Here is a 19,290-nt window from a genome sequence, read left to right on the forward strand (position 1 = left end):
TAAAATAATTGCATATCAAGCTAAATACAAAAACCGCCCCTATTTTTAGGGGCGGTTTTCTATAATAACCAAATAGTAACACTAACCATCAACTATGAATAAAATTTGATTATTATTAAGTAACTAACTAACTAAATTTATGAAAAATCATATCTTTTATAAGTAAGACGCTGTGCTTTGATTTGTGTTACACACATGCTTTGTTTTTAACATTTCTGCTTGCTTTTTTAACGTTTTAACCGTTACTTGAAGGTCTGGAAAGATATAATTTACTACTACATTTAATTCATGATCTATGAATAGAAAAACACTTGTGCTAGGTGCATCATTAAGAGTCGATAGATATTCTAACTATGTTATCAATAAATTAGTAGATAATAATCACGAAGTACATGCAATAGGTTTAAGATCAGGAGAAGTATCTGGTGTAGAAATTCAAACAGATCCTAAAGGAATAGAAGATATCGATACGGTAACATTATACCTAAATCCGCTTCGACAACAACCATACTATGATTACCTCGTAGATCTTGCTCCCAAAAGAGTGATTTTTAATCCCGGAACCGAAAACCCAGAGTTATATCAAATACTTAGAGCTAAAGATATCGAGGTTGAGGTAGCCTGTACTCTTGTTTTACTTTCTACGAATCAATATTAACCCTAAAAAGGTTAATAAACCGTTTAAAATTAGAATAAAGAAGCCAAACTCAAAACCAAACCAGGTTGCACTATTATCACTTATAATATAAGACAGGATCGGTGATAATATAGCTATAATCGGGACTAGTTTATCTCTAACATTTAGTTTTGTAAACAATCCAAAAGCATATAAACCTAATAATGGTCCATAGGTGTACCCCGCAAACACGAATAATTTGGCAATTACACTTTCATCTTTGATGATATATTTAAAAGCAATAATTACTAGCACCAGAATAAAAGAAAATAGAATATGAATCTTTTTTCGAGTTTTTACCTGATCCGAAGGACTATATTTTTTTTCTATATCCAGAATATCAATACTAAAAGAGGTTGTTAAAGAGGTTAAAGCACTATCGGCACTACTATAGGCAGCGGCAATTAAACCCAGAACAAAGAAAATAGCAATGCCAAAACCTAATCCACTTTGTGTCGCAATCACCGGAAATAATTGATCTTTATGTGCATCGATACCATTTTGAGCGGCATATTGGGTGAGCAATAACCCTAATCCTAAAAAGATGAAGTTTACAATAGTTAACACAATAGTAAACCAGAACATGTTTTTCTGTGCATCTTTCAAACTCTTACAAGTAAGGTTTTTTTGCATCATATCCTGATCTAACCCAGTCATCACGATAGCAATAAATGCCCCAGAAAAAAATTGTTTCCAAAAGTAATTGGCACTTTTAAAATCATCAAAGAAGAACATTTTAGAGAGGTCGCTATCTAGCACATAACCCAATAGGTTTGATCCTTGGATTCCCAAATCATCGGATACATAATAAATTGCCACGCCAACGGCAATGAGCATAAATAAAGTCTGTAATGTATCTGTCCAAACAATAGTCTTAATCCCTGATTTAAATGTATATAACCAAATCAACAAAATGGTAATGATTACTGTTACCCAAAAGGGAACCCCTAAAGCATCAAAAAGTATAGCTTGCAAAACATTGGCTACCAAAAACAACCTGAAACTAGCACCTACAACTCTTGATAATAAAAAAAAGGAGGCCCCGGTTTTGTATGAATAATTTCCAAAACGTTCATCTAAATAGGTATATATCGAGGTAAGATTTAGTTTATAATACAGTGGAAGCAATACCGTACCTATAATGGCATACCCTAGAATATACCCTAATACTACCTGCATATAGCTAAATTGAGAAGCCTCTACCCAACCTGGGACTGAGATAAAAGTAACACCGCTAAGCGAAGCACCTATCATCCCAAAGGCTACAACATACCAAGGCGATTGTCTATTGGCTTTAAAAAAAGCCTCGTTATCGGCATTTTTTCCGGTGAAATATGATATAAGGATTAGAACTCCAAAATAAGCTGCAATTAAAAGCAGAATGTGTGTGGGTTGCATAAATTTTGGTTAAAATGAAGCACCAAAATACAAATTAACTACAAACTTTAAACTATTTAATTTGAGTTGGTCATAAGAAAATTTACGTCAGTCAGAGTGGTTTTCGATAGAAAACTGTATCGAAGACAAGTAAATTTTCTTACCTCAAATTCACGTTAGTTAATACCCGTTACAATCGAATGGTAAAATGTTCTTTAACTTGTTCTTTTCTGATAAAAACAAAACCTAAACTAAAGGTGTCAATGGTTACAGTGATTTTTGGATGAACTTTTATTTCATCCCATATCATTGTATTGATTTCGGATTTATGCATAGAATCTGTAATGATAACACTATTATTATGTGCTATTGATGATAATGTCTCAACCTTAAGGTAATGTATAAGGGTATTTATATTTATAAAAATTAAGTCATAGTGTCCTTTAAACTGAATTGATTCATGGACCTCAATAGTATTATTTAGGGATAGAATTTCAGAAAGAGGCCCAGAATTTTTGGATAGAATTAATGCTTTTTTGGCTTCAAAGTAGGCTGGAATGCGATTTAGCAGTTTGGCAGTTTCTATACTAAAACGTTTTTTGTCAACTTGTTGTTTCGATAAAGATGAAATTGCAGGATAAGAAGCCCTTTCTTCTTTGTTATAAAAACATTTTGTAACCAAATCATAAACGAAAGGAGAGTGCACCCCATGTTGATTGGTAGATTTTAGTAGGAATTTTAAGTATGACTTAAATTCGAAAATCATTCTTCCATTTTTTCAGAAAGTTCAAGCCAACGCATCTCACTTTCTTCAATCTGATCAATGATTTTCTGAAGCTTTTGAGATTCTTCATTAATCTTATCTCCTTCTAGGTCACCATCAACAAAAAGAGTTTCAATTTCTTTTTTCTGAAGCTCTAACTTCTTGAGATCGCGTTCAATTCTACTAAATTCTTTTTGCTCATTATAGGATAATCCAGCTTTGTTATCTTTTTTCCAGGTCTTTTTAACCTTTGGTTCTTCGTTTTCTGATTTAGATGGCGCAGGGTCACTACTGTTTTCATAGATGCGATAGTCTGAGTAGTTACCAGGAAAATCCTGTATAACCCCATTGCCTCTAAAGACGAACAAGTGATCTACTATTTTGTCCATAAAATAACGGTCGTGTGATACCACCATTAAACAACCAGGAAAATCTAATAAAAAGTTCTCTAGCACATTTAGAGTAACAATATCAAGGTCGTTTGTAGGCTCATCTAAAATCAAGAAGTTAGGGTTTTGTATCAAAACAGTACACAGGTATAATCTTTTTCGTTCTCCACCGCTTAATTTTTCTACAAAGTCATATTGTTTTTTACGATCAAATAAAAAGCGCTCTAATAATTGCTGTGCAGAGATTTGTCTTCCTTTTTTTAATGGAATAAAATCACCAAACTCTCTAATCACTTCTATCACTTTCTGACCCTCTTTTATGGTGATTCCTCGTTGGGTATAATACCCAAATTTTACGGTGTCACCAATAACAATCTTTCCATTATCTGGGGTAATCCCACCGGTAATCATATTTAGAAAAGTAGATTTTCCGGTTCCGTTTTTACCGATAATACCAATGCGTTCTCCTTTTTTGAACACATATTCGAATTTATCTAGCAACACAAGATCTTCAAAACTCTTAGAAATTTTATGGAGCTCAAGGATTTTACTTCCCAGGCGTTCCATATTGATTTCTAATTGAATTTCGTGATCATTTCTACGTTTATGAGCACGTTCTTTGATTTCGAAGAAATCATCTATTCGGGATTTAGATTTGGTGGTACGCGCTTTAGGTTGACGGCGCATCCAATCCAATTCTTTTTTATAGAGTTGTTTTGCTTTGTCGGTTGCAATTTGTTCGTTGGTAATTCTGGCTTCTTTATTGCCTAGATAATAGGCATAATTGCCTTTGTAACTGTATAGTTGTCCATTTTCTAGTTCTACAATCTCATTGCAAACGTTTTCAAGAAAATAACGATCGTGAGTTACCATAAAAAGAGTAAAGTTCTCTTTTGCAAAATACTCCTCTAACCATTCTATCATTTCGAGATCTAAATGGTTAGTAGGTTCATCGAGATACAATAAATCAGGTTTACTAAGTAGGATATTAGCTAAAGCTAATCTCTTTTTTTGTCCACCCGAGAGTTCACTCACTTTTTTATCAAGATGTTCTAGTTTGAGTTTAAAAAGTATTTGTTTGTATTGTGTTTCAAAATCCCAGGCACTAATGGCATCCATTTGCTCAAAGGCTTTTTGGTATGCCTCAGCATCGTTAGGGTTTTGTAATGCTTTTTCGTAATTATTGATTACCTGTAGAGTAGGGTTGTCTGAAGCAAAAATGGTTTGTTCAATAGTTAAACCAGGATCTAGATCGGGTTCTTGCGGTAGAAAAGCAACCTTCAGGTTTTTTCTATACACCACCTGGCCTTGATCTGGCTCCTCATCTCCGGCAATGATGTTAAGTAAAGAAGTTTTTCCGGTTCCGTTTTTGGCTACAAATCCAATTTTTTGCCCCTCATTGATTCCAAATGAAATGTCTTTAAAGAGAATTCGTTCTCCAAAGGATTTAGCAACATTTTCTACTGATACGTAATTCACAATTGTTTTTTATAAGGCTTCAAAGGTACAAAGTTGTAAAGAAAGAAAGGTATAAAGTTTCAGAGTATCAAAGCTAGAAAATCAAATAGATTATTTCTGAAGTATGAAGACTTCATAATACACATTAATTTTGCATTTTCCTTTTCCGTCGGGTTACCGAAAACAAGAATATAAAAATAGACAAGAAAATAGATACTCTTGCCAGGTAGTTTCCGGCCTTTACATAAAAAGTAATGTCATCATTAGTTTTTAAAGTTCCTTTTAATGCACCCTGTTTTTCATATCCTAGTTGGGTAATAATATCACCTTTTTGATTTATGATTGCAGAAATCCCGGTATTGGCACTTCTGGCAATACTTCTTCGGGTTTCTATAGCACGTAATTTGGCATAGGATAGATGTTGTTTGTGTCCTTGTGTATTACCCCACCAGGCATCATTGGTAATCACGGCCAGGAAATCGGCCTTGTTTCTAACATATCCCGCTGTAAATTCACCATATATGCTTTCATAACAAATCATAGTTCCTACACCGATACTATCTTTAGTAAAAAACACCTCACGATCTTCTTGTGTGGTTTTTTTAGCTACTGTACCTCCCAGATCAATCATGGCATCTCCCAAAATAGGTTTTAGAACGCTTTGATATGGGAAATTTTCGACACCTACAACCAGTTTGCTTTTATGATACAATTCATCGGTCCCATCTGGGCGAACAAAGAATGCAGAATTATAATCATCATAAAAAATATTCTCTTTATACACATTGGTTTGAGCATGAACTCTTGAGGGGTCGTTAAAAACATCAATAAGAGAAATGCCCGAAAGAAAATGTGCATTTGGGGACATATTTATAATATCTTGAGCTGTTTTTTTCGCTGTGGAATACGGAAAATTATGTAACCTGTTGCTATCGGCAAAAACAGTTTCGGGGGCTATAATAAAATCTGTTTCCTGTGTGATGGCAGTTTTTGTAAGAGAATCTAATAATATACTTATGCGTTTATCTGTAGTGTTATATTTTTCGGTATACGGGTTGATATTGGGTTGAAGAATAACAACCTCTACATCCTGACCTTTTTCGGTATAGGTTTTTAGAATAATAAAAGAAATAAGGATCGGAACTATTACAATTAAACCATGCCGAATGGCAGATCGGTATAAAATAGTTTTCTCTTTATGTTCTTGAAACAATATGATACTTTTAAAAACCCCGATATTGACTATCCATATCCATAAAGTTCCTCCAAAGGTTCCTGTGTATTCATACCATTGTACCCAAGAGGTAAAGTTGGCAAAACCATTTCCTAGATTTAACCAAGGCCACGAAAATTGCCATTGTAGATGAAAATATTCAAAACTCATCCAAAAACAAACCAAAAATAGGCTTCCTATGGTAAATGTTGTTCTTTTTGCAACAATATGATACATCAAAAAAACAAGTGCCATAAGCATTGTGTTTACAATTTCAGCAAACCACATTCCGAAGGCCGAAGAATTGTATATCCACCAAGTAGTGATCATATTCCAGATAAAAAAAGTAAGATATGCAAGTCCAAAAACCTGACTTTTACTGTATTTGTTTTTACGAATAGTGTACTCGGCAATTAATAGAGGAACGAATCCAAAGAATAGAAATAAAGGAAAACCATATGTTGGCCAACTAACTGCGAGTAAGAGTCCAGAAATTACGGACAGTACAATGTTTCTCATATAAAAAGACTTCCTTATAAGAACGAAAATAAACTTATTTAGTTACAATTAATAAAATTGAATGCTTCTTTTTTATGAAGTATATGCCTTCATATTTTAAATCTATATTAACAGACCGAAATAGTTTGTTATTTTTACACAAAATCAAATGTATGTGGATCAAAAAACAAATTCCAAATATTATAACGCTTCTCAATCTTTTTTGCGGGTGCATTGCAGCGATTTTTGCGGTACAAGGTAATTTAGAATTAGCCGCTCTTTTCGTAATGTTAGGAATAGGATTTGATTTTTTTGATGGTTTCGCAGCGCGAATATTAAACGCTCAAAGCGAGTTAGGGCTGCAATTAGACTCTCTGGCAGATATGGTAACAAGTGGTCTTGTTCCTGGGGTAATTATGTATCAGTTGTTATCGCAAGTTTTTGGAAAACCTTTCGGTACTTCTCCAAACTCTTGGGGTTCTGATCATATCTTATCAAGTATAGATATGTCGTATGTATCCTTATTAGGTTTATTAGTTACACTAGCATCTGCATATCGGTTGGCAAAGTTTAATATCGATACTCGCCAGACGACTTCATTTATTGGGTTACCTACTCCGGCAAATACACTTTTGATCATTAGTCTTCCGCTTATTCTTAAATTTCAACAGGAAACTTGGGTTGTAGAAATTATACTAAACAAATGGTTCTTGATTGGCTTAACACTATTGAGTTGTTATTTATTGAATGCTGAAATCCCATTATTTTCTTTGAAATTTAAAACCTGGGGTTTTAACGAAAATAAAGTACGTTATATCTTCTTACTTCTTACTATTGCATTGATCGTTTTACTGAAGTTTATAGCAATTCCTGTGGTTATATTGTTGTATATATTGATGTCTTTGTTTTTGACAAGGAAAGATTAATGCATGATAATCATGATATTAAATGATAATTGCGTTAGAATGCCATCTTTTTTTATAGTTGGAATAGTTTTTTTGTGCATGTTTTTATCTTGTACAGATGTAGAATCTCATAAGAAAGAATTCAAGAAAGGCGATTTTTTTCTTACAAAAGAACATGACTCACTTTATTATCTTAAAATAAGTTCTGGTAAGCATTCCGATAGGTGGAAATTGCCTTATCCAGTGTACCAGTTTCATACAGGAGATATTGATAATAATGGAACGGATGATGCATTAATTGGAGTCATTAAGTCTACTCGCTTTGATTCGACAAGTGATAAACGGCTTTTTATTTTTAAAAACTATAAAGGGTTAGTAAGGCCACTTTGGTTAGGGTCGAGATTAAGTCAACCTTTGGTGAATTTCGGTTGTTACCAGGATAAAGACGGGACATATATAAGAAGTATTGAGAGAGAAAAAAGCGGCAAATATTTAGTGGCAGAATATAAATGGCGTAAGTTTGGGTTAGAATTTATTAGATATTTAAGAAGAGAAATCGATAGCACTACTGCTTTGACTTTTTTAGAAGAAGAATCTTTCTAGAAATTTTTTCTAAAATAGAAAGAAATAATAATTGGTTTTCGATATTTCGAAACGTATGATCTTTAAAAATTATATAGTAATCGATGAAAAAAATAATACTATTGTTGGTTTCCTTAACTCTATTGAGTTGCGGAGGTAATGAAAAACCGAAAGACAAGCCTGTTGTAGAAGAAAAGACAAACACAATATCAGAAATTATAAAGGGAGATCAAGAATCTACGCTTCCATTGTTTTCTGATAAGGGTCTGAATGTTGAACAGTTAAAAAATGACATCGATTTAGAAATGGATGTTTCTGATCTTAGTCTTTCCGATATTCGGATTTTGAGAAATGCTTTTGCTGCTAGACAAGGATATTGTTTTATGAAGGCTGATCTCAGAGGGGTTTTTAGTACTACAAGCTGGTATGATACAAGAATGGAAGAAAGATATTGGGCAGAAGAAGAAGAAAAACCTATGCCTCCTATTTCGTATACAGATGATGAGCAAAAATTCATTGCTAAACTAAAAGCTAGAGAAAATGAGTTGAAGGCAAAAAATTTTGTATTGGAATCAAGTCGTAAGTTTCCAAACCTAAACAATATTGTTAACCTTTTTCAGATGGAAAAAATTCCATCTGAACTTATGGAGGCGCTTGCACAGAATGGATTTGCTATTATACCTAATGATAATATTCAGTTGTTTCATGTTTATGAACAAAATGATTATCAGCAGTTCCCCAATTTTGTTACCACTGATATGTATATGCAATTGTTTCATATGTATTTTGGTTATGTTCTCAAAGAAATCGAGCAACAACAATTTATACCACTACTTTCTCAGATTTGTAAGGCAATGATGACCGATATGAAAACTCTTGCAGGGACTACAAAAGACCTATCGATAAAAGAGTTGGCCGAGTATAATCTTACGTTCTATGCTATTGGTTATACTACGCTTACCCAGGAAAAAATAAATGTGCCATTAGGTTTTGAGGATCTGTATGAAGAAGAGCTAACAAGTATAAATATGGCCGAAGATTCACCTTCAATTTTTTTAGACTATAAACAGGTAGCGTTTCCTTATAGTCTTTTTAAACCAAGAGGGCATTATACAAGAACCGACGGACTAAAAAGATATTTTAAAGCAATGATGTGGCTGCAAACAGCACCTTTTTGTTTGGATAATGATATCCACTTGAAAAGAGCAATGATTAATGCTTCAGTTTTAGCAAACAGTCCAAATTTTGGAGAGGAGACTTTAAAAAAATATAATGCCATTATGGAGCCTATCAATTTTATTATAGGTCTTCCTGATAATGTTTCATTCTTGGATTTAGTACAATTGATCAAGAATAAAGAGTTTGATCTAAATACTATTTTGACTAATAAAGACTCATTAGAAGAGTTTAGAAAGGAAATAAAAAAAATAGCGGATGCTCAGAATATTATAAAACCCAAAATACCTGGCAGTTGTGTAGATAAAATTAATTTCATTCCCCAACGATATTTGTCCGATAATGAAGTGTTACAAGAGTTGGTTGATGTCAAAAGTGATGTTACAAAAAGAGGATATCCCAAGGGGTTGGATGTAATGGCAGCCTTTGGAAGTGCTTCCGCAGAAAAAATTCTATTGAATGAATTAAAAGAGGGAGAAAACTGGAGTGAATACCCTGAAATACTTGCTGGTCTAAAAAGTAAAATGGAAGGATTAGATTGGAATTCGACAGTATATACCAAATGGATTCATAGTCTGTTAGAATTGCAGAAACCAAATAAAAGTTATCCCTATTTTATGCAGAGTCCTCAATGGAGTAAGAAAGACCTAAATGCTTCATTAGCTTCATGGGCAGAGTTGAAACACGATGCAATTTTATATGCAGAACAACCCATGGCTGCCGAATGCGGAGGCGGAGGACCACCAAGCCCATATACAGTTGGGTATGTAGAACCAAACATTGGATATTGGAACACGGTAATAGCATTAATAGATTTAACCAAAGGAGTTTTAGAACGAAATAACCTTATGAGCAAGGATATATCCAGGATAACAACAAGCATTAGGGAAAATGCAGAGTTTTTACTTTCTGCCAGTAAGAAAGAGTTATCCGGAAAGAAACTAACTGAAAAAGAATATATACAAATTGAACTTATAGGCAGTACATTCGAATGGTTAACTTTAGATTTAGTAAAGCAAAAAGATCAATATCTTTCTGGTTGGAGTGATGTAAAAGGCCCTGATAAATCAGTAGCAGTAGTAGCCGATATTTACACATCAAATAGCCCTAATAATCCGGATAAAGGGATTTTACATGTGGCTACCGGAAATGTAAATGATATTTATGTAGTTGTTGAGATTGAAGGATACTTGTATATCACTAAAGGAGCTGTGTTAGGATATCATGAATTTCATGTCCCAATGGGCAACCGTTTAACAGATGAAGAGTGGCAGGAAATGCTGGAGAAAGGTGAGGCACCAGAAATTCCGGATTGGATAAAAGAAATTATGATCAATATCGATGCACCAACACCTAATGAGAAAATCTTTTACAGTTCGGGTTGCTAGAGAAAAGATATGTTGATGAATACTTCGAACCTGATATTTAATAAGCCATTTTGTCTACTGCTTTTGACAGTAATGTTTATAGTTTCTTGTGATTTTTCAAAAAAAGAAATAGATAAAAAAAGAATTATTTTTGTTGGAGACCTACTTCTGGACAGAGGAGTTAGAGAAAGGATAGAGCATTTAGGGATAGGTGATTTATTTCATGCTACGATAGACTCTGTTTTTGCCGAAAGTGATATTGTTATTGCTAATTTAGAATGCCCCGCTACCAAAATTGAAGAACCTATTAATAAGAAGTATATTTTTAGAGCTGAGCCAGAATGGCTACCAGAATTAAAGAATCATGGCATTACGCACCTTAATATGGCTAATAATCATGTTATGGATCAGGGAAGAAAAGGATTGATTGATACAAAAATCAATATTCTGAATAGTGGGTTGATCCCTTTGGGAGTAGGAAATAATCTGGAAGAAGCCTGTAAGCCCCAATTAATTACAAATTCTCCACGAAAGGTTTATATTCTTTCATCACTTCAGGTACCTTCAGAAAATTGGCCATTTCTAGAAGATAAACCTTGTGTTTGTGAGCATTCGTTCGATGCTATTGCTAAGCAAATTAAAGAGTTGAAAAATAATGAGCCTGATTCAGTTATAATTGTTCAGTTGCATTGGGGAGCAGAGCATATTTCTGTACCATTAACTTCTCAAAAACAACAAGCACGTATATTGATTAATTCTGGAGCAGATGGCATTATTGGTCATCACAGTCATACTATACAATCTATAGAATACTATAAGGGTAATCCAATTTATTACAGTATTGGTAATTTTATTTTTGATCAGTCAGACCCAATAAATTCCAAAGGATTAATGATTCAGATAGAAGTGACTAAATCACAAGTTGTATTCAAAGATACCAGATTTAATATTAAATCATGTGTGCCAATGTTATAACATTATTTAAAAATTAAGTTTCTTTTTCCGCAACTCAAAGTTTTGACCTAGATATACTTTACGTACCATTTCGTCTTCGGCAAGTTCTTCGGGGATACCCGCTTTAAGAATACTACCTTCGAACATTAAATAGGTTCGATCTGTAATGGCCAGGGTTTCTTGCACGTTGTGATCGGTGATTAAAATACCAATGTTCTTGTTTTTTAATTGGGCTACGATTCGTTGTATGTCTTCTACTGCTACAGGGTCTACACCTGCAAAGGGTTCGTCGAGAAGGATAAAATTTGGATCTGTGGCCAATGCGCGAGCAATTTCTGTACGTCTACGTTCTCCACCACTTAAAAGATCTCCGCGATTTTTTCTAATATGCCCTAAACCAAATTCTTCAATTAGAGCTTCCATTTTATGTAGTTGCTCTTTTTTAGATAGTTTAGTAAGCTGCAAAACGCTTAAAATATTGTCTTCTATACTTAATTTCCTAAAAACAGAAGCTTCTTGAGCTAAGTAACCAATACCGTTTTGAGCACGTTTATACATTGGGTATTTGGTAATATCTATATCATCCAAGGTAATCTTACCTCCGTTAGGTTTTACCAGACCAACAATCATATAAAATGAAGTAGTTTTACCGGCACCATTAGGTCCCAGGAGCCCTACAATTTCTCCTTGATTAACCTCAAGAGAGATGTCTTTTACCACTTTTCGTCCTTTATAGGACTTCATTAAATTATCTGCTTTCAACTTCATAGTACAATGACTTCTTTATTTTTGGGGTGTTGCTCAAAAGAGCTGGTAAATTTACAGTATTCTTTTTTAACCGTATTCTAATCTCAGGAAGCCTTTTCTTCTAAAGCATCCCAAAATTCGTAGGCACGTCGTAAATGAGGAATCACAATAGTACCGCCAACTAGGGTAGCAATACTAAGGGCTTCGACTACTTCTTCTTTAGATAAACCTTCTTTATGGCAAGTTTCAAGATGATAACGAACACAATCATCACATCGAAGTACAGCAGAAGCTACCAAACCTAATAATTCCTTGGTTTTTACATTTAGAGCACCTTCCATAAAGGCATTGGTGTCTAGGTTAAAGATTCTTTTGATTACTTTATTATTATCTTCCAGGATACGAGAGTTCATTTTTTCTCGATATCCATTAAATTCATCAACTATAGTACTCATGTAGATTGTTTTTGTAATTTTTTCTTTTCTTTTTTAATAACAATTTTTGAAATATAAATACTAACCTCATAAAGGACTAGTATAGGAATAGCAACGATGACCTGGCTAGCAATATCTGGTGGTGTAATCACTGCCGATAGAATAAGTACAATGACCAAAGCAAACTTGCGATATTTCTTTAAAAACTCGGGGGTTACTAATCCAATTTTGGTTAAGAAGAACATAATAACAGGGAGTTCAAAAATCAAACCACAGGCAATTACCGATGCTCTTAATAGACCAATGTAACTATCGATATCAAATTCGTTTAAAACTTCTTTGCTTACTTGGTATCCTCCTAAGAAGTTAATCGATAGCGGTGTGATAACATAATATCCGAATAGGACACCTAAGAAAAATAAGCAAGAACAAATAATAATGAACCCTTTAGAATTCTTTTTCTCATTATCATACATTGCTGGTGCTATAAACTTCCAGAATTCATACAAAACATAAGGGAATGCAATGATAAAACCAGCAGTGATCGATGTCCAGATATGAACCGAAAATTGTCCTGCAACTTTTCTACTTTGTACACTAAAAGGTAATTCTTTGAAGCATAAACTTTCGTCCAGACCTAGAAGTTTTGATAAATTACACAGCCCTTTATAAGTCGGAAAATCGGGCTTTTTTGGCCCAAAGATTAATACATCAAAAATAAATTCTTTAGCAATAAAAGCAATAACAGCTGCAATAAGTACTGCCATGGTTGCTCTTATTAAGTGCCAACGTAACTCTTCTAGATGATCTAGAAAAGACATGGATTGGGGGTTTTTTTTTGTATTTTTTGCCATTATAAAATACCTTCTCTCATTAGGTCATGAATATGTAAAAAGCCTGCATACTTACCATCTTCTTCTGCAAGTAATTGCGTAATTGAGTTTTCCTCTAATTTTTCTAGAGCATCAACGGCCATGGCATTGTTATCAATTCGCTTGGGGTTAGGAGACATAATATCTTTGGCAGTAAGCCCATTAAAAGAAGTATTATTGGTAAGCATTCTTCGTAAATCCCCATCGGTGATGATACCTAAAATACTGCCATTATCTGTTACAGCGGTGGCCCCAAGTCTTTTTTCGGTAATTTCAACAATCACACTATTAATATTAGAATCCGGAGCAACTTCTGGTTTTTCATTACGAGAAGTAATATCGCTTACTCGTAAATATAGTTTTTTTCCTAAAGCTCCTCCAGGATGATATTTAGCAAAATCACGGCTCGAAAAACCCTGTAAATATAACAAACTTACAGCTACAGCATCTCCCATAACCATTTGGGCTGTAGTACTGGTAGTTGGTGCTAGATTGTTGGGGCAAGCTTCTTTTTCTACAAAAGCATGTAATACATAATCGGCTTCTTGACCTAAAAAAGATTCTTTGTTAGAGGTCATTCCAATTAATGGATTTTTAAAACTTTTTATCAAGGGAACCAGGACCTTTATTTCTGGAGTATTACCACTTTTAGAAATACAGATGACTACATCATCTTTCAGAATATTTCCTAAATCACCATGAATGGCATCTGCGGCGTGCATAAAAACAGCAGGAGTTCCTGTAGAGTTCATCGTTGCAACTATTTTAGAAGCGATTATTGCACTCTTGCCAATGCCAGTAATGATAACTCTACCTTTAGAGTTCTGTATGGTTTCCACAGCTTTAGAAAACTCTTCATCAATAAGTTCTTCTAAATAGGCAATCGCCTGAGCTTCCTCGGCGATGGTTTTTTTGGCATATGAAATTATAGTATCTCGGGTATTCAAAATTTAAAAAATTTGCGTGTTATGAATAAAGATTTTATTATCTTTAATTTACGCAAAGGTATACAATACCTTATTAATTTTAAATACTGTCAAAAAAAAGCATATTAATTTATGCTTTCGTTATATTTGGCATACTAAAATTGAAATGAAAATATCCACTAAATCTGTGTTTGGGGAAACGGGTTTTAGTGTTAGTAAAATCTTTATTTAAATTGGTATATAAAAGTTAAAGGATTTAATGAGTTTGAATGAAACTGACTTGCAAAATGCTCTTAAAAAGTATTTTGGATTTGGTCAATTTAGAGGATTACAGGAAGAGGTAATCAAAAGTATTCTTGGAAAGCAAAATACTTTTGTAATAATGCCTACAGGCGGAGGAAAGTCCCTATGTTATCAGCTGCCTGCTTTAATGTGCGAAGGAACTGCAATTGTAGTTTCACCCCTGATCGCATTGATGAAAAACCAAGTTGATGTTATACGTAGTATTTCATCACAGGATGGTATAGCACATGTGCTAAATTCTTCACTGAATAAATCAGAAGTAAAAAAGGTAAAGGATGATATTATCAATGGAGTTACAAAACTACTATATGTTGCTCCAGAATCCCTTACCAAAGAAGAATATGTAGATTTTTTGAGAACACAAAAAATTTCATTTTTGGCAATCGATGAAGCTCATTGTATTAGCGAATGGGGTCATGATTTTAGACCAGAATATCGAAACCTGCGTACCATAATCAAGAGAATAGGCGAAGATATACCTATCATTGGGTTGACCGCTACAGCCACACCAAAAGTGCAAGAAGATATCCTGAAAAACCTGGGGATGAGTAACGCAAAAACGTTTAAAGCTTCATTTAACCGCCCTAATTTATTTTATGAAATACGGCCTAAAACTAAAAATGTTGATGCCGATATTATTCGTTTTGTAAAACAAAATCAAGGAAAAAGTGGTATAGTATATTGTCTAAGCAGAAAACGTGTAGAAGAACTTGCGCAAACTCTAGAGGTTAACGGGGTAAAAGCAGTGCCTTATCATGCAGGATTGGATGCTAAAACAAGAGCGAGACATCAAGATATGTTCTTAATGGAAGATACCGATGTGGTGGTCGCTACCATTGCCTTTGGAATGGGAATAGATAAACCCGACGTGAGATTTGTAATCCATCATGATATACCCAAAAGTATTGAAAGTTATTACCAGGAAACAGGACGAGCAGGACGTGACGGAGGAGAAGGGCATTGTCTTGCTTATTATGCCTACAAAGATATAGAGAAGTTAGAAAAGTTTATGAGTGGTAAACCTGTTGCAGAGCAAGAAATTGGTCATGCGCTATTGCAGGAAGTTGTCGCTTTTGCAGAGACATCAATATCCAGACGTAAATTTATATTGCATTATTTTGGAGAAGAGTTTGATGAGGTGAATGGCGATGGAGCAGATATGGATGACAATGTTCGTAATCCAAAGAAAAAACACGAAGCTCAGGATGAGGTTAAACTACTACTAGAAGTGGTGAGTAAAACTGGCGAAATATATAAGTCTAAGGATTTAGTGAATACAATTATAGGAAAAAGTAACGCACTTATCCTCTCGCACAAAACCAATAAGCAATCGTTCTTTGGAAGTGGGAAATCTAAAGAAGGGAAGTATTGGATGGCCCTTATACGTCAGGTATTGGTTGCCGGATACCTTAAAAAGGATATCGAAACTTATGGAGTAATCAAAATCTCTCCTAAAGGAACCGATTTTCTAAATGATCCGGTAAGCTTCATGATGACCGAGGATCATATTTTTGACGAAGCTAATGATGATACTATAATAACTGCAGCAAAGTCTGGAGGTAAAGGTGGAAGTACTGATGATCGGTTAGTAGGAATGCTTAAAGATCTGCGTAAAACTGTTGCTAAAAAGCTGGGAGTACCACCTTTTGTAGTATTTCAGGATCCGTCGTTAGAAGATATGGCTCTAAAATATCCTGTTACTATAGAAGAGCTTGGAAATGTACATGGGGTAGGAGAAGGAAAAGCAAAAAAATATGGAAAGCCTTTTGTAGAATTTATTACTAATTATGTAGAGGAAAACGATATTGTTCGCCCAGATGATTTTGTAGTGAAAAGTACAGGTGCCAATAGCGGCCTCAAGCTGTATATCATACAAAACGTGGATCGAAAATTACCACTCACCGATATAGCAGCAGCAAAGGGAATGGATATGACAGCCTTTATGAAAGAAATGGAAGCTATTGTGTATAGTGGTACTAAACTAAATATTTCGTATTGGATTGATGATATTCTTGATGAAGATCAACAAGAAGAAATCCATGAGTATTTTATTGAAGCCGAAAATGACAAGATCGATATTGCTATAAAAGAGTTTGACGGTGACTATGACGACGAAGAACTTCGTTTATACCGTATCAAGTTTATTAGTGATGTAGCGAATTAAAAAACATAAAGATAAACTAGCTTTAGGCTAAACCGAAGGCTTTGATTTTTTTATCAAAGCCTTTTTTTACTTTTTACATACCGTCCATTATGGATTGACAGGTACGCAAACACATCCTTGAGGCTTCCATCCTACACATAAGCATAACGTACAATCTAACGAAATAGCTATTGCACAATTCGATCTACTTGCGCTACTTGCTTTTATAGCTTTTTTTTCATTCTGATTCAAAGATTTAATATCCTTGATTTCTAAAATTTTCTTCAACATAATAAATGGTTTTAAGATTATACTCTACAATGTAATTATAATTTTTTGATGTCATTTTCTCTTTCTGTTAAAACTATATTAAGTCTAAGCCAAAATAAGTATGTAAACTTTAAAAGCTAATATGTTTCTGTAAACCATAACCAATTACTTATCTTTGCATCTCAAAAATTAAAACGCTTAAAAATACGCTGTTATGCAAGACGGATTATACGCAAAATTTAAAACAACAAAAGGGGATATTCTTATTAATTTAGAATACGAAAAGACTCCAGGAACCGTAGGTAACTTTGTAGGCCTTGCCGAAGGAAACATAGAAAATGAAGCTATCCCACAGGGAAAGCCTTATTACAACGGTTTGAAATTTCATAGAGTAATCGCAGATTTTATGATTCAAGGAGGTGATCCTCAGGGTACTGGTGCCGGAGGCCCAGGATATCAATTTGATGATGAAATACATCCAGATCTTACGCATGATGGCCCTGGTGTATTATCTATGGCTAATGCAGGTCCGGGAACAAACGGTAGCCAGTTTTTTATTACACACGTAGAAACATCTTGGTTAGATGGTAAACATACAGTGTTTGGTAAAGTAATAGAAGGGCAAAATGTAGTTAATGCCGTAGCTCAGGGAGATGCTATTGATGAGGTAGAGATCATAAGAGTAGGTGCAGAAGCAGAAAATTTTAACGCTGTAGAAACTTTTAGAAAGTTTAACGGAGCAAAAGCAGAACGTGAAGCAGCTGCTAAGAAAAAAACAGAAGCGTTATTAGAAGAGCTAGCTGCGGGATTTGATAAAACAGAGAGTGGATTACGATATAAAGTAATTCAAAAAGGAGATGGTGCTAAAGCAGAAAAAGGTAAAACGGTTTCTGTACATTACAAAGGGAGTTTAACCGACGGAACCGTTTTTGACTCTTCTTTTAAACGAAATCAACCTATTGATTTCCCATTAGGAATGGGACATGTAATCGCAGGATGGGATGAAGGGATAGCACTATTAGAAGTAGGCGATAAGGCTCGTTTTGTAATCCCACCTTATCTGGGATATGGTGAAGCTGGTGCAGGAGGAGTAATTCCACCTAATGCGACTCTTGTTTTTGATGTAGAATTAGTAGAAGTGAAATAATTTTCATTTTTTATTAAAAATATACTTTAAAATGTCCCTGATTACCTCAGGGACATTTTGTTTTAAAACCTATATGTTTAGCGCAATAAGAAAATGTGGTATGCTTTATGATATATTGTAATAGAGGTTTTGTTAATAAAACCTATTTTTTATCTGATTCAAAATCATTACTTTGGTTGTTCTAAGTGATGATGAAAATGTTAAAATTTTCAATTGATAGTTAGATATATGCTTCTTCTTAATTATGTTTATGGGAAAACAGGAAGAAGCTTTAATCAATTAATATGAAAAAAACACTACTTACAACTTTTTTGATTCTTTATCTGGCAAATGTTTCTTTTGGACAAGAAAAAGAAGATCTTCTTATTAATATCAAAGATCAAATGGAGGTCATTGATGGTTATATAGAATTTGATACATTTTTTCTGGATCCCGAAGAATTTCTGGATAAAATGCCTGATAATGCAGCAGAGCTTAACGGATACTACGAACATGAACGACTTAAGAAAATTGTTAGAAAAGTAGGAACACGTTCTGCAGATGTTCTTACCACATTTTATTTCTGGAATGACCAATTGATTTATGTAGACTATAAACATAAACCATATTTAACAGCAACCAATCCTAATGGTCAAAAAGTACTTGATTATTCAAGAACATTTACTAAATACGAGTCGAAGCATTACTTTAATAGTGGAGAAGAAATAGAAACTGAGAAAATTGGATCACCCGTTGCAGGAATTCCTTTAAAAGAAGACTTTTTGTCATATGCAAATAAGATGAAAGGGCTGCTGGATAATAAATTCTACAATAGAGATATATACGATGCATTACAGGGGAGATGGCTTTTTATACAAAATACAGACGATTACATCATTTTTGAAGGTACTATACGCTTTAATTTTTACAATGGTAAATTTGCAAATCGTCTAAAAACCAGGATCGACGATGGTGTTCTAGAATGCTTTTTTCCTATGGATGATCGTATTTATAGATATAAAATAGAAAACGTAGATGAAAACGTACTTACGTTGATTGATCTCTTCTCTAAAGAAGAATTTGTGTATGCTAAAGTAGAATAATGTATTAT

At 34.1% G+C, this 19,290-nt stretch carries 16 protein-coding genes; 8 read left to right on the top strand and 8 right to left on the bottom strand.

What is annotated here, in order from left to right:
* The first annotated feature begins 295 nt into the window (after positions 1-295).
* Positions 296-658 carry a CoA-binding protein gene (locus ABW637_RS11665; protein ID WP_367584869.1) on the top strand — a complete coding sequence of 121 codons (363 nt, stop codon included), beginning with the start codon at positions 296-298 and terminating at the stop codon, positions 656-658.
* Here ABW637_RS11665 and ABW637_RS11670 read toward each other — a convergent pair.
* The 4 genes from ABW637_RS11670 to lnt form a co-directional block, all read right to left on the bottom strand.
* Complete coding sequence (locus ABW637_RS11670; RefSeq protein ID WP_367584870.1) at positions 635-2,074, bottom strand: sodium:solute symporter; 1,440 nt, start codon at positions 2,072-2,074, stop codon at positions 635-637. The genes ABW637_RS11665 and ABW637_RS11670 overlap by 24 nt on opposite strands.
* A gap of 169 nt (positions 2,075-2,243) precedes the next feature.
* On the bottom strand, positions 2,244-2,819 hold the full coding sequence (locus ABW637_RS11675) for a hypothetical protein (protein ID WP_367584871.1): 576 nt from the start codon (positions 2,817-2,819) through the stop codon (positions 2,244-2,246).
* Positions 2,816-4,684, bottom strand: coding sequence for an ABC-F family ATP-binding cassette domain-containing protein (locus tag ABW637_RS11680; protein WP_367584872.1), 1,869 nt, complete (start codon positions 4,682-4,684; stop codon positions 2,816-2,818). The genes ABW637_RS11675 and ABW637_RS11680 overlap by 4 nt, the downstream gene beginning before the upstream one ends.
* Positions 4,685-4,808: 124 nt before the next feature.
* Positions 4,809-6,395, bottom strand: coding sequence for an apolipoprotein N-acyltransferase (gene lnt, locus ABW637_RS11685; RefSeq protein ID WP_367584873.1), 1,587 nt, complete (start codon positions 6,393-6,395; stop codon positions 4,809-4,811).
* A gap of 152 nt (positions 6,396-6,547) precedes the next feature.
* Between lnt and ABW637_RS11690 the strand changes: the two genes are divergently transcribed.
* The 4 genes from ABW637_RS11690 to ABW637_RS11705 all read left to right on the top strand — a co-directional run bounded on the left by ABW637_RS11690 (position 6,548) and on the right by ABW637_RS11705 (position 11,379).
* Positions 6,548-7,300 carry a CDP-alcohol phosphatidyltransferase family protein gene (locus ABW637_RS11690; protein ID WP_367584874.1) on the top strand — a complete coding sequence of 251 codons (753 nt, stop codon included), beginning with the start codon at positions 6,548-6,550 and terminating at the stop codon, positions 7,298-7,300.
* Between the two features lie 78 nt (positions 7,301-7,378).
* Positions 7,379-7,882 (top strand): hypothetical protein, encoded by a 504-nt coding sequence (locus tag ABW637_RS11695; protein ID WP_367584875.1) that lies wholly within the window; start codon positions 7,379-7,381, stop codon positions 7,880-7,882.
* An 83-nt stretch (positions 7,883-7,965) separates the two neighbouring features.
* Positions 7,966-10,425 (top strand): DUF3160 domain-containing protein, encoded by a 2,460-nt coding sequence (locus ABW637_RS11700; RefSeq protein ID WP_367584876.1) that lies wholly within the window; start codon positions 7,966-7,968, stop codon positions 10,423-10,425.
* A gap of 15 nt (positions 10,426-10,440) precedes the next feature.
* On the top strand, positions 10,441-11,379 hold the full coding sequence (locus ABW637_RS11705; protein WP_367584877.1) for a CapA family protein: 939 nt from the start codon (positions 10,441-10,443) through the stop codon (positions 11,377-11,379).
* A gap of 6 nt (positions 11,380-11,385) precedes the next feature.
* Here the strand turns inward: ABW637_RS11705 and lptB are convergent, their stop codons facing one another.
* The 4 genes from lptB to ABW637_RS11725 form a co-directional block, all read right to left on the bottom strand.
* Positions 11,386-12,126: an LPS export ABC transporter ATP-binding protein gene (lptB, locus tag ABW637_RS11710; protein ID WP_367584878.1), complete on the bottom strand. Its 741-nt coding sequence runs from the start codon at positions 12,124-12,126 to the stop codon at positions 11,386-11,388.
* Positions 12,127-12,209: 83 nt separating this feature from the next.
* On the bottom strand, positions 12,210-12,560 hold the full coding sequence (locus ABW637_RS11715; protein WP_367584879.1) for a carboxymuconolactone decarboxylase family protein: 351 nt from the start codon (positions 12,558-12,560) through the stop codon (positions 12,210-12,212).
* On the bottom strand, positions 12,557-13,393 hold the full coding sequence (gene tatC / locus ABW637_RS11720) for a twin-arginine translocase subunit TatC (protein WP_367584881.1): 837 nt from the start codon (positions 13,391-13,393) through the stop codon (positions 12,557-12,559). Before tatC ends, ABW637_RS11715 begins: the two co-directional genes overlap by 4 nt.
* Positions 13,393-14,358 carry a KpsF/GutQ family sugar-phosphate isomerase gene (locus ABW637_RS11725; protein ID WP_367584882.1) on the bottom strand — a complete coding sequence of 322 codons (966 nt, stop codon included), beginning with the start codon at positions 14,356-14,358 and terminating at the stop codon, positions 13,393-13,395. Before ABW637_RS11725 ends, tatC begins: the two co-directional genes overlap by 1 nt.
* Positions 14,359-14,596: 238 nt before the next feature.
* On the opposite strand from ABW637_RS11725, the gene ABW637_RS11730 reads away from it, so the two are divergent.
* From ABW637_RS11730 to ABW637_RS11740, 3 genes are all read left to right on the top strand, one after another.
* Complete coding sequence (locus ABW637_RS11730; protein ID WP_367584883.1) at positions 14,597-16,804, top strand: RecQ family ATP-dependent DNA helicase; 2,208 nt, start codon at positions 14,597-14,599, stop codon at positions 16,802-16,804.
* Between the two features lie 463 nt (positions 16,805-17,267).
* Positions 17,268-18,200 (top strand): peptidylprolyl isomerase, encoded by a 933-nt coding sequence (locus ABW637_RS11735; RefSeq protein ID WP_367584884.1) that lies wholly within the window; start codon positions 17,268-17,270, stop codon positions 18,198-18,200.
* A 284-nt stretch (positions 18,201-18,484) separates the two neighbouring features.
* On the top strand, positions 18,485-19,282 hold the full coding sequence (locus tag ABW637_RS11740; RefSeq protein ID WP_367584885.1) for a hypothetical protein: 798 nt from the start codon (positions 18,485-18,487) through the stop codon (positions 19,280-19,282).
* Positions 19,283-19,290: the final 8 nt, after the last annotated feature.

It is taken from the genome of Aquimarina penaris, from assembly GCF_040786285.1.
Classification (GTDB): domain Bacteria; phylum Bacteroidota; class Bacteroidia; order Flavobacteriales; family Flavobacteriaceae; genus Aquimarina.

Bases quoted from the DNA above. Each gene is read 5' to 3' on its own strand.
- ABW637_RS11735 (WP_367584884.1), top strand. From the start codon at position 17,268: ATGCAAGACGGATTATACGCAAAATTTAAAACAACAAAAGGGGATATT.
- tatC (WP_367584881.1), bottom strand. From the start codon at position 13,393: ATGGCAAAAAATACAAAAAAAAACCCCCAATCCATGTCTTTTCTAGAT.
- ABW637_RS11715 (WP_367584879.1), bottom strand. From the start codon at position 12,560: ATGAGTACTATAGTTGATGAATTTAATGGATATCGAGAAAAAATGAAC.
- lptB (WP_367584878.1), bottom strand. From the start codon at position 12,126: ATGAAGTTGAAAGCAGATAATTTAATGAAGTCCTATAAAGGACGAAAA.
- lnt (WP_367584873.1), bottom strand. From the start codon at position 6,395: ATGAGAAACATTGTACTGTCCGTAATTTCTGGACTCTTACTCGCAGTT.
- ABW637_RS11675 (WP_367584871.1), bottom strand. From the start codon at position 2,819: ATGATTTTCGAATTTAAGTCATACTTAAAATTCCTACTAAAATCTACC.
- ABW637_RS11670 (WP_367584870.1), bottom strand. From the start codon at position 2,074: ATGCAACCCACACACATTCTGCTTTTAATTGCAGCTTATTTTGGAGTT.
- ABW637_RS11705 (WP_367584877.1), top strand. From the start codon at position 10,441: ATGAATACTTCGAACCTGATATTTAATAAGCCATTTTGTCTACTGCTT.
- ABW637_RS11695 (WP_367584875.1), top strand. From the start codon at position 7,379: ATGTTTTTATCTTGTACAGATGTAGAATCTCATAAGAAAGAATTCAAG.
- ABW637_RS11730 (WP_367584883.1), top strand. From the start codon at position 14,597: ATGAGTTTGAATGAAACTGACTTGCAAAATGCTCTTAAAAAGTATTTT.
- ABW637_RS11690 (WP_367584874.1), top strand. From the start codon at position 6,548: ATGTGGATCAAAAAACAAATTCCAAATATTATAACGCTTCTCAATCTT.
- ABW637_RS11740 (WP_367584885.1), top strand. From the start codon at position 18,485: ATGAAAAAAACACTACTTACAACTTTTTTGATTCTTTATCTGGCAAAT.
- ABW637_RS11665 (WP_367584869.1), top strand. From the start codon at position 296: ATGAATAGAAAAACACTTGTGCTAGGTGCATCATTAAGAGTCGATAGA.
- ABW637_RS11700 (WP_367584876.1), top strand. From the start codon at position 7,966: ATGAAAAAAATAATACTATTGTTGGTTTCCTTAACTCTATTGAGTTGC.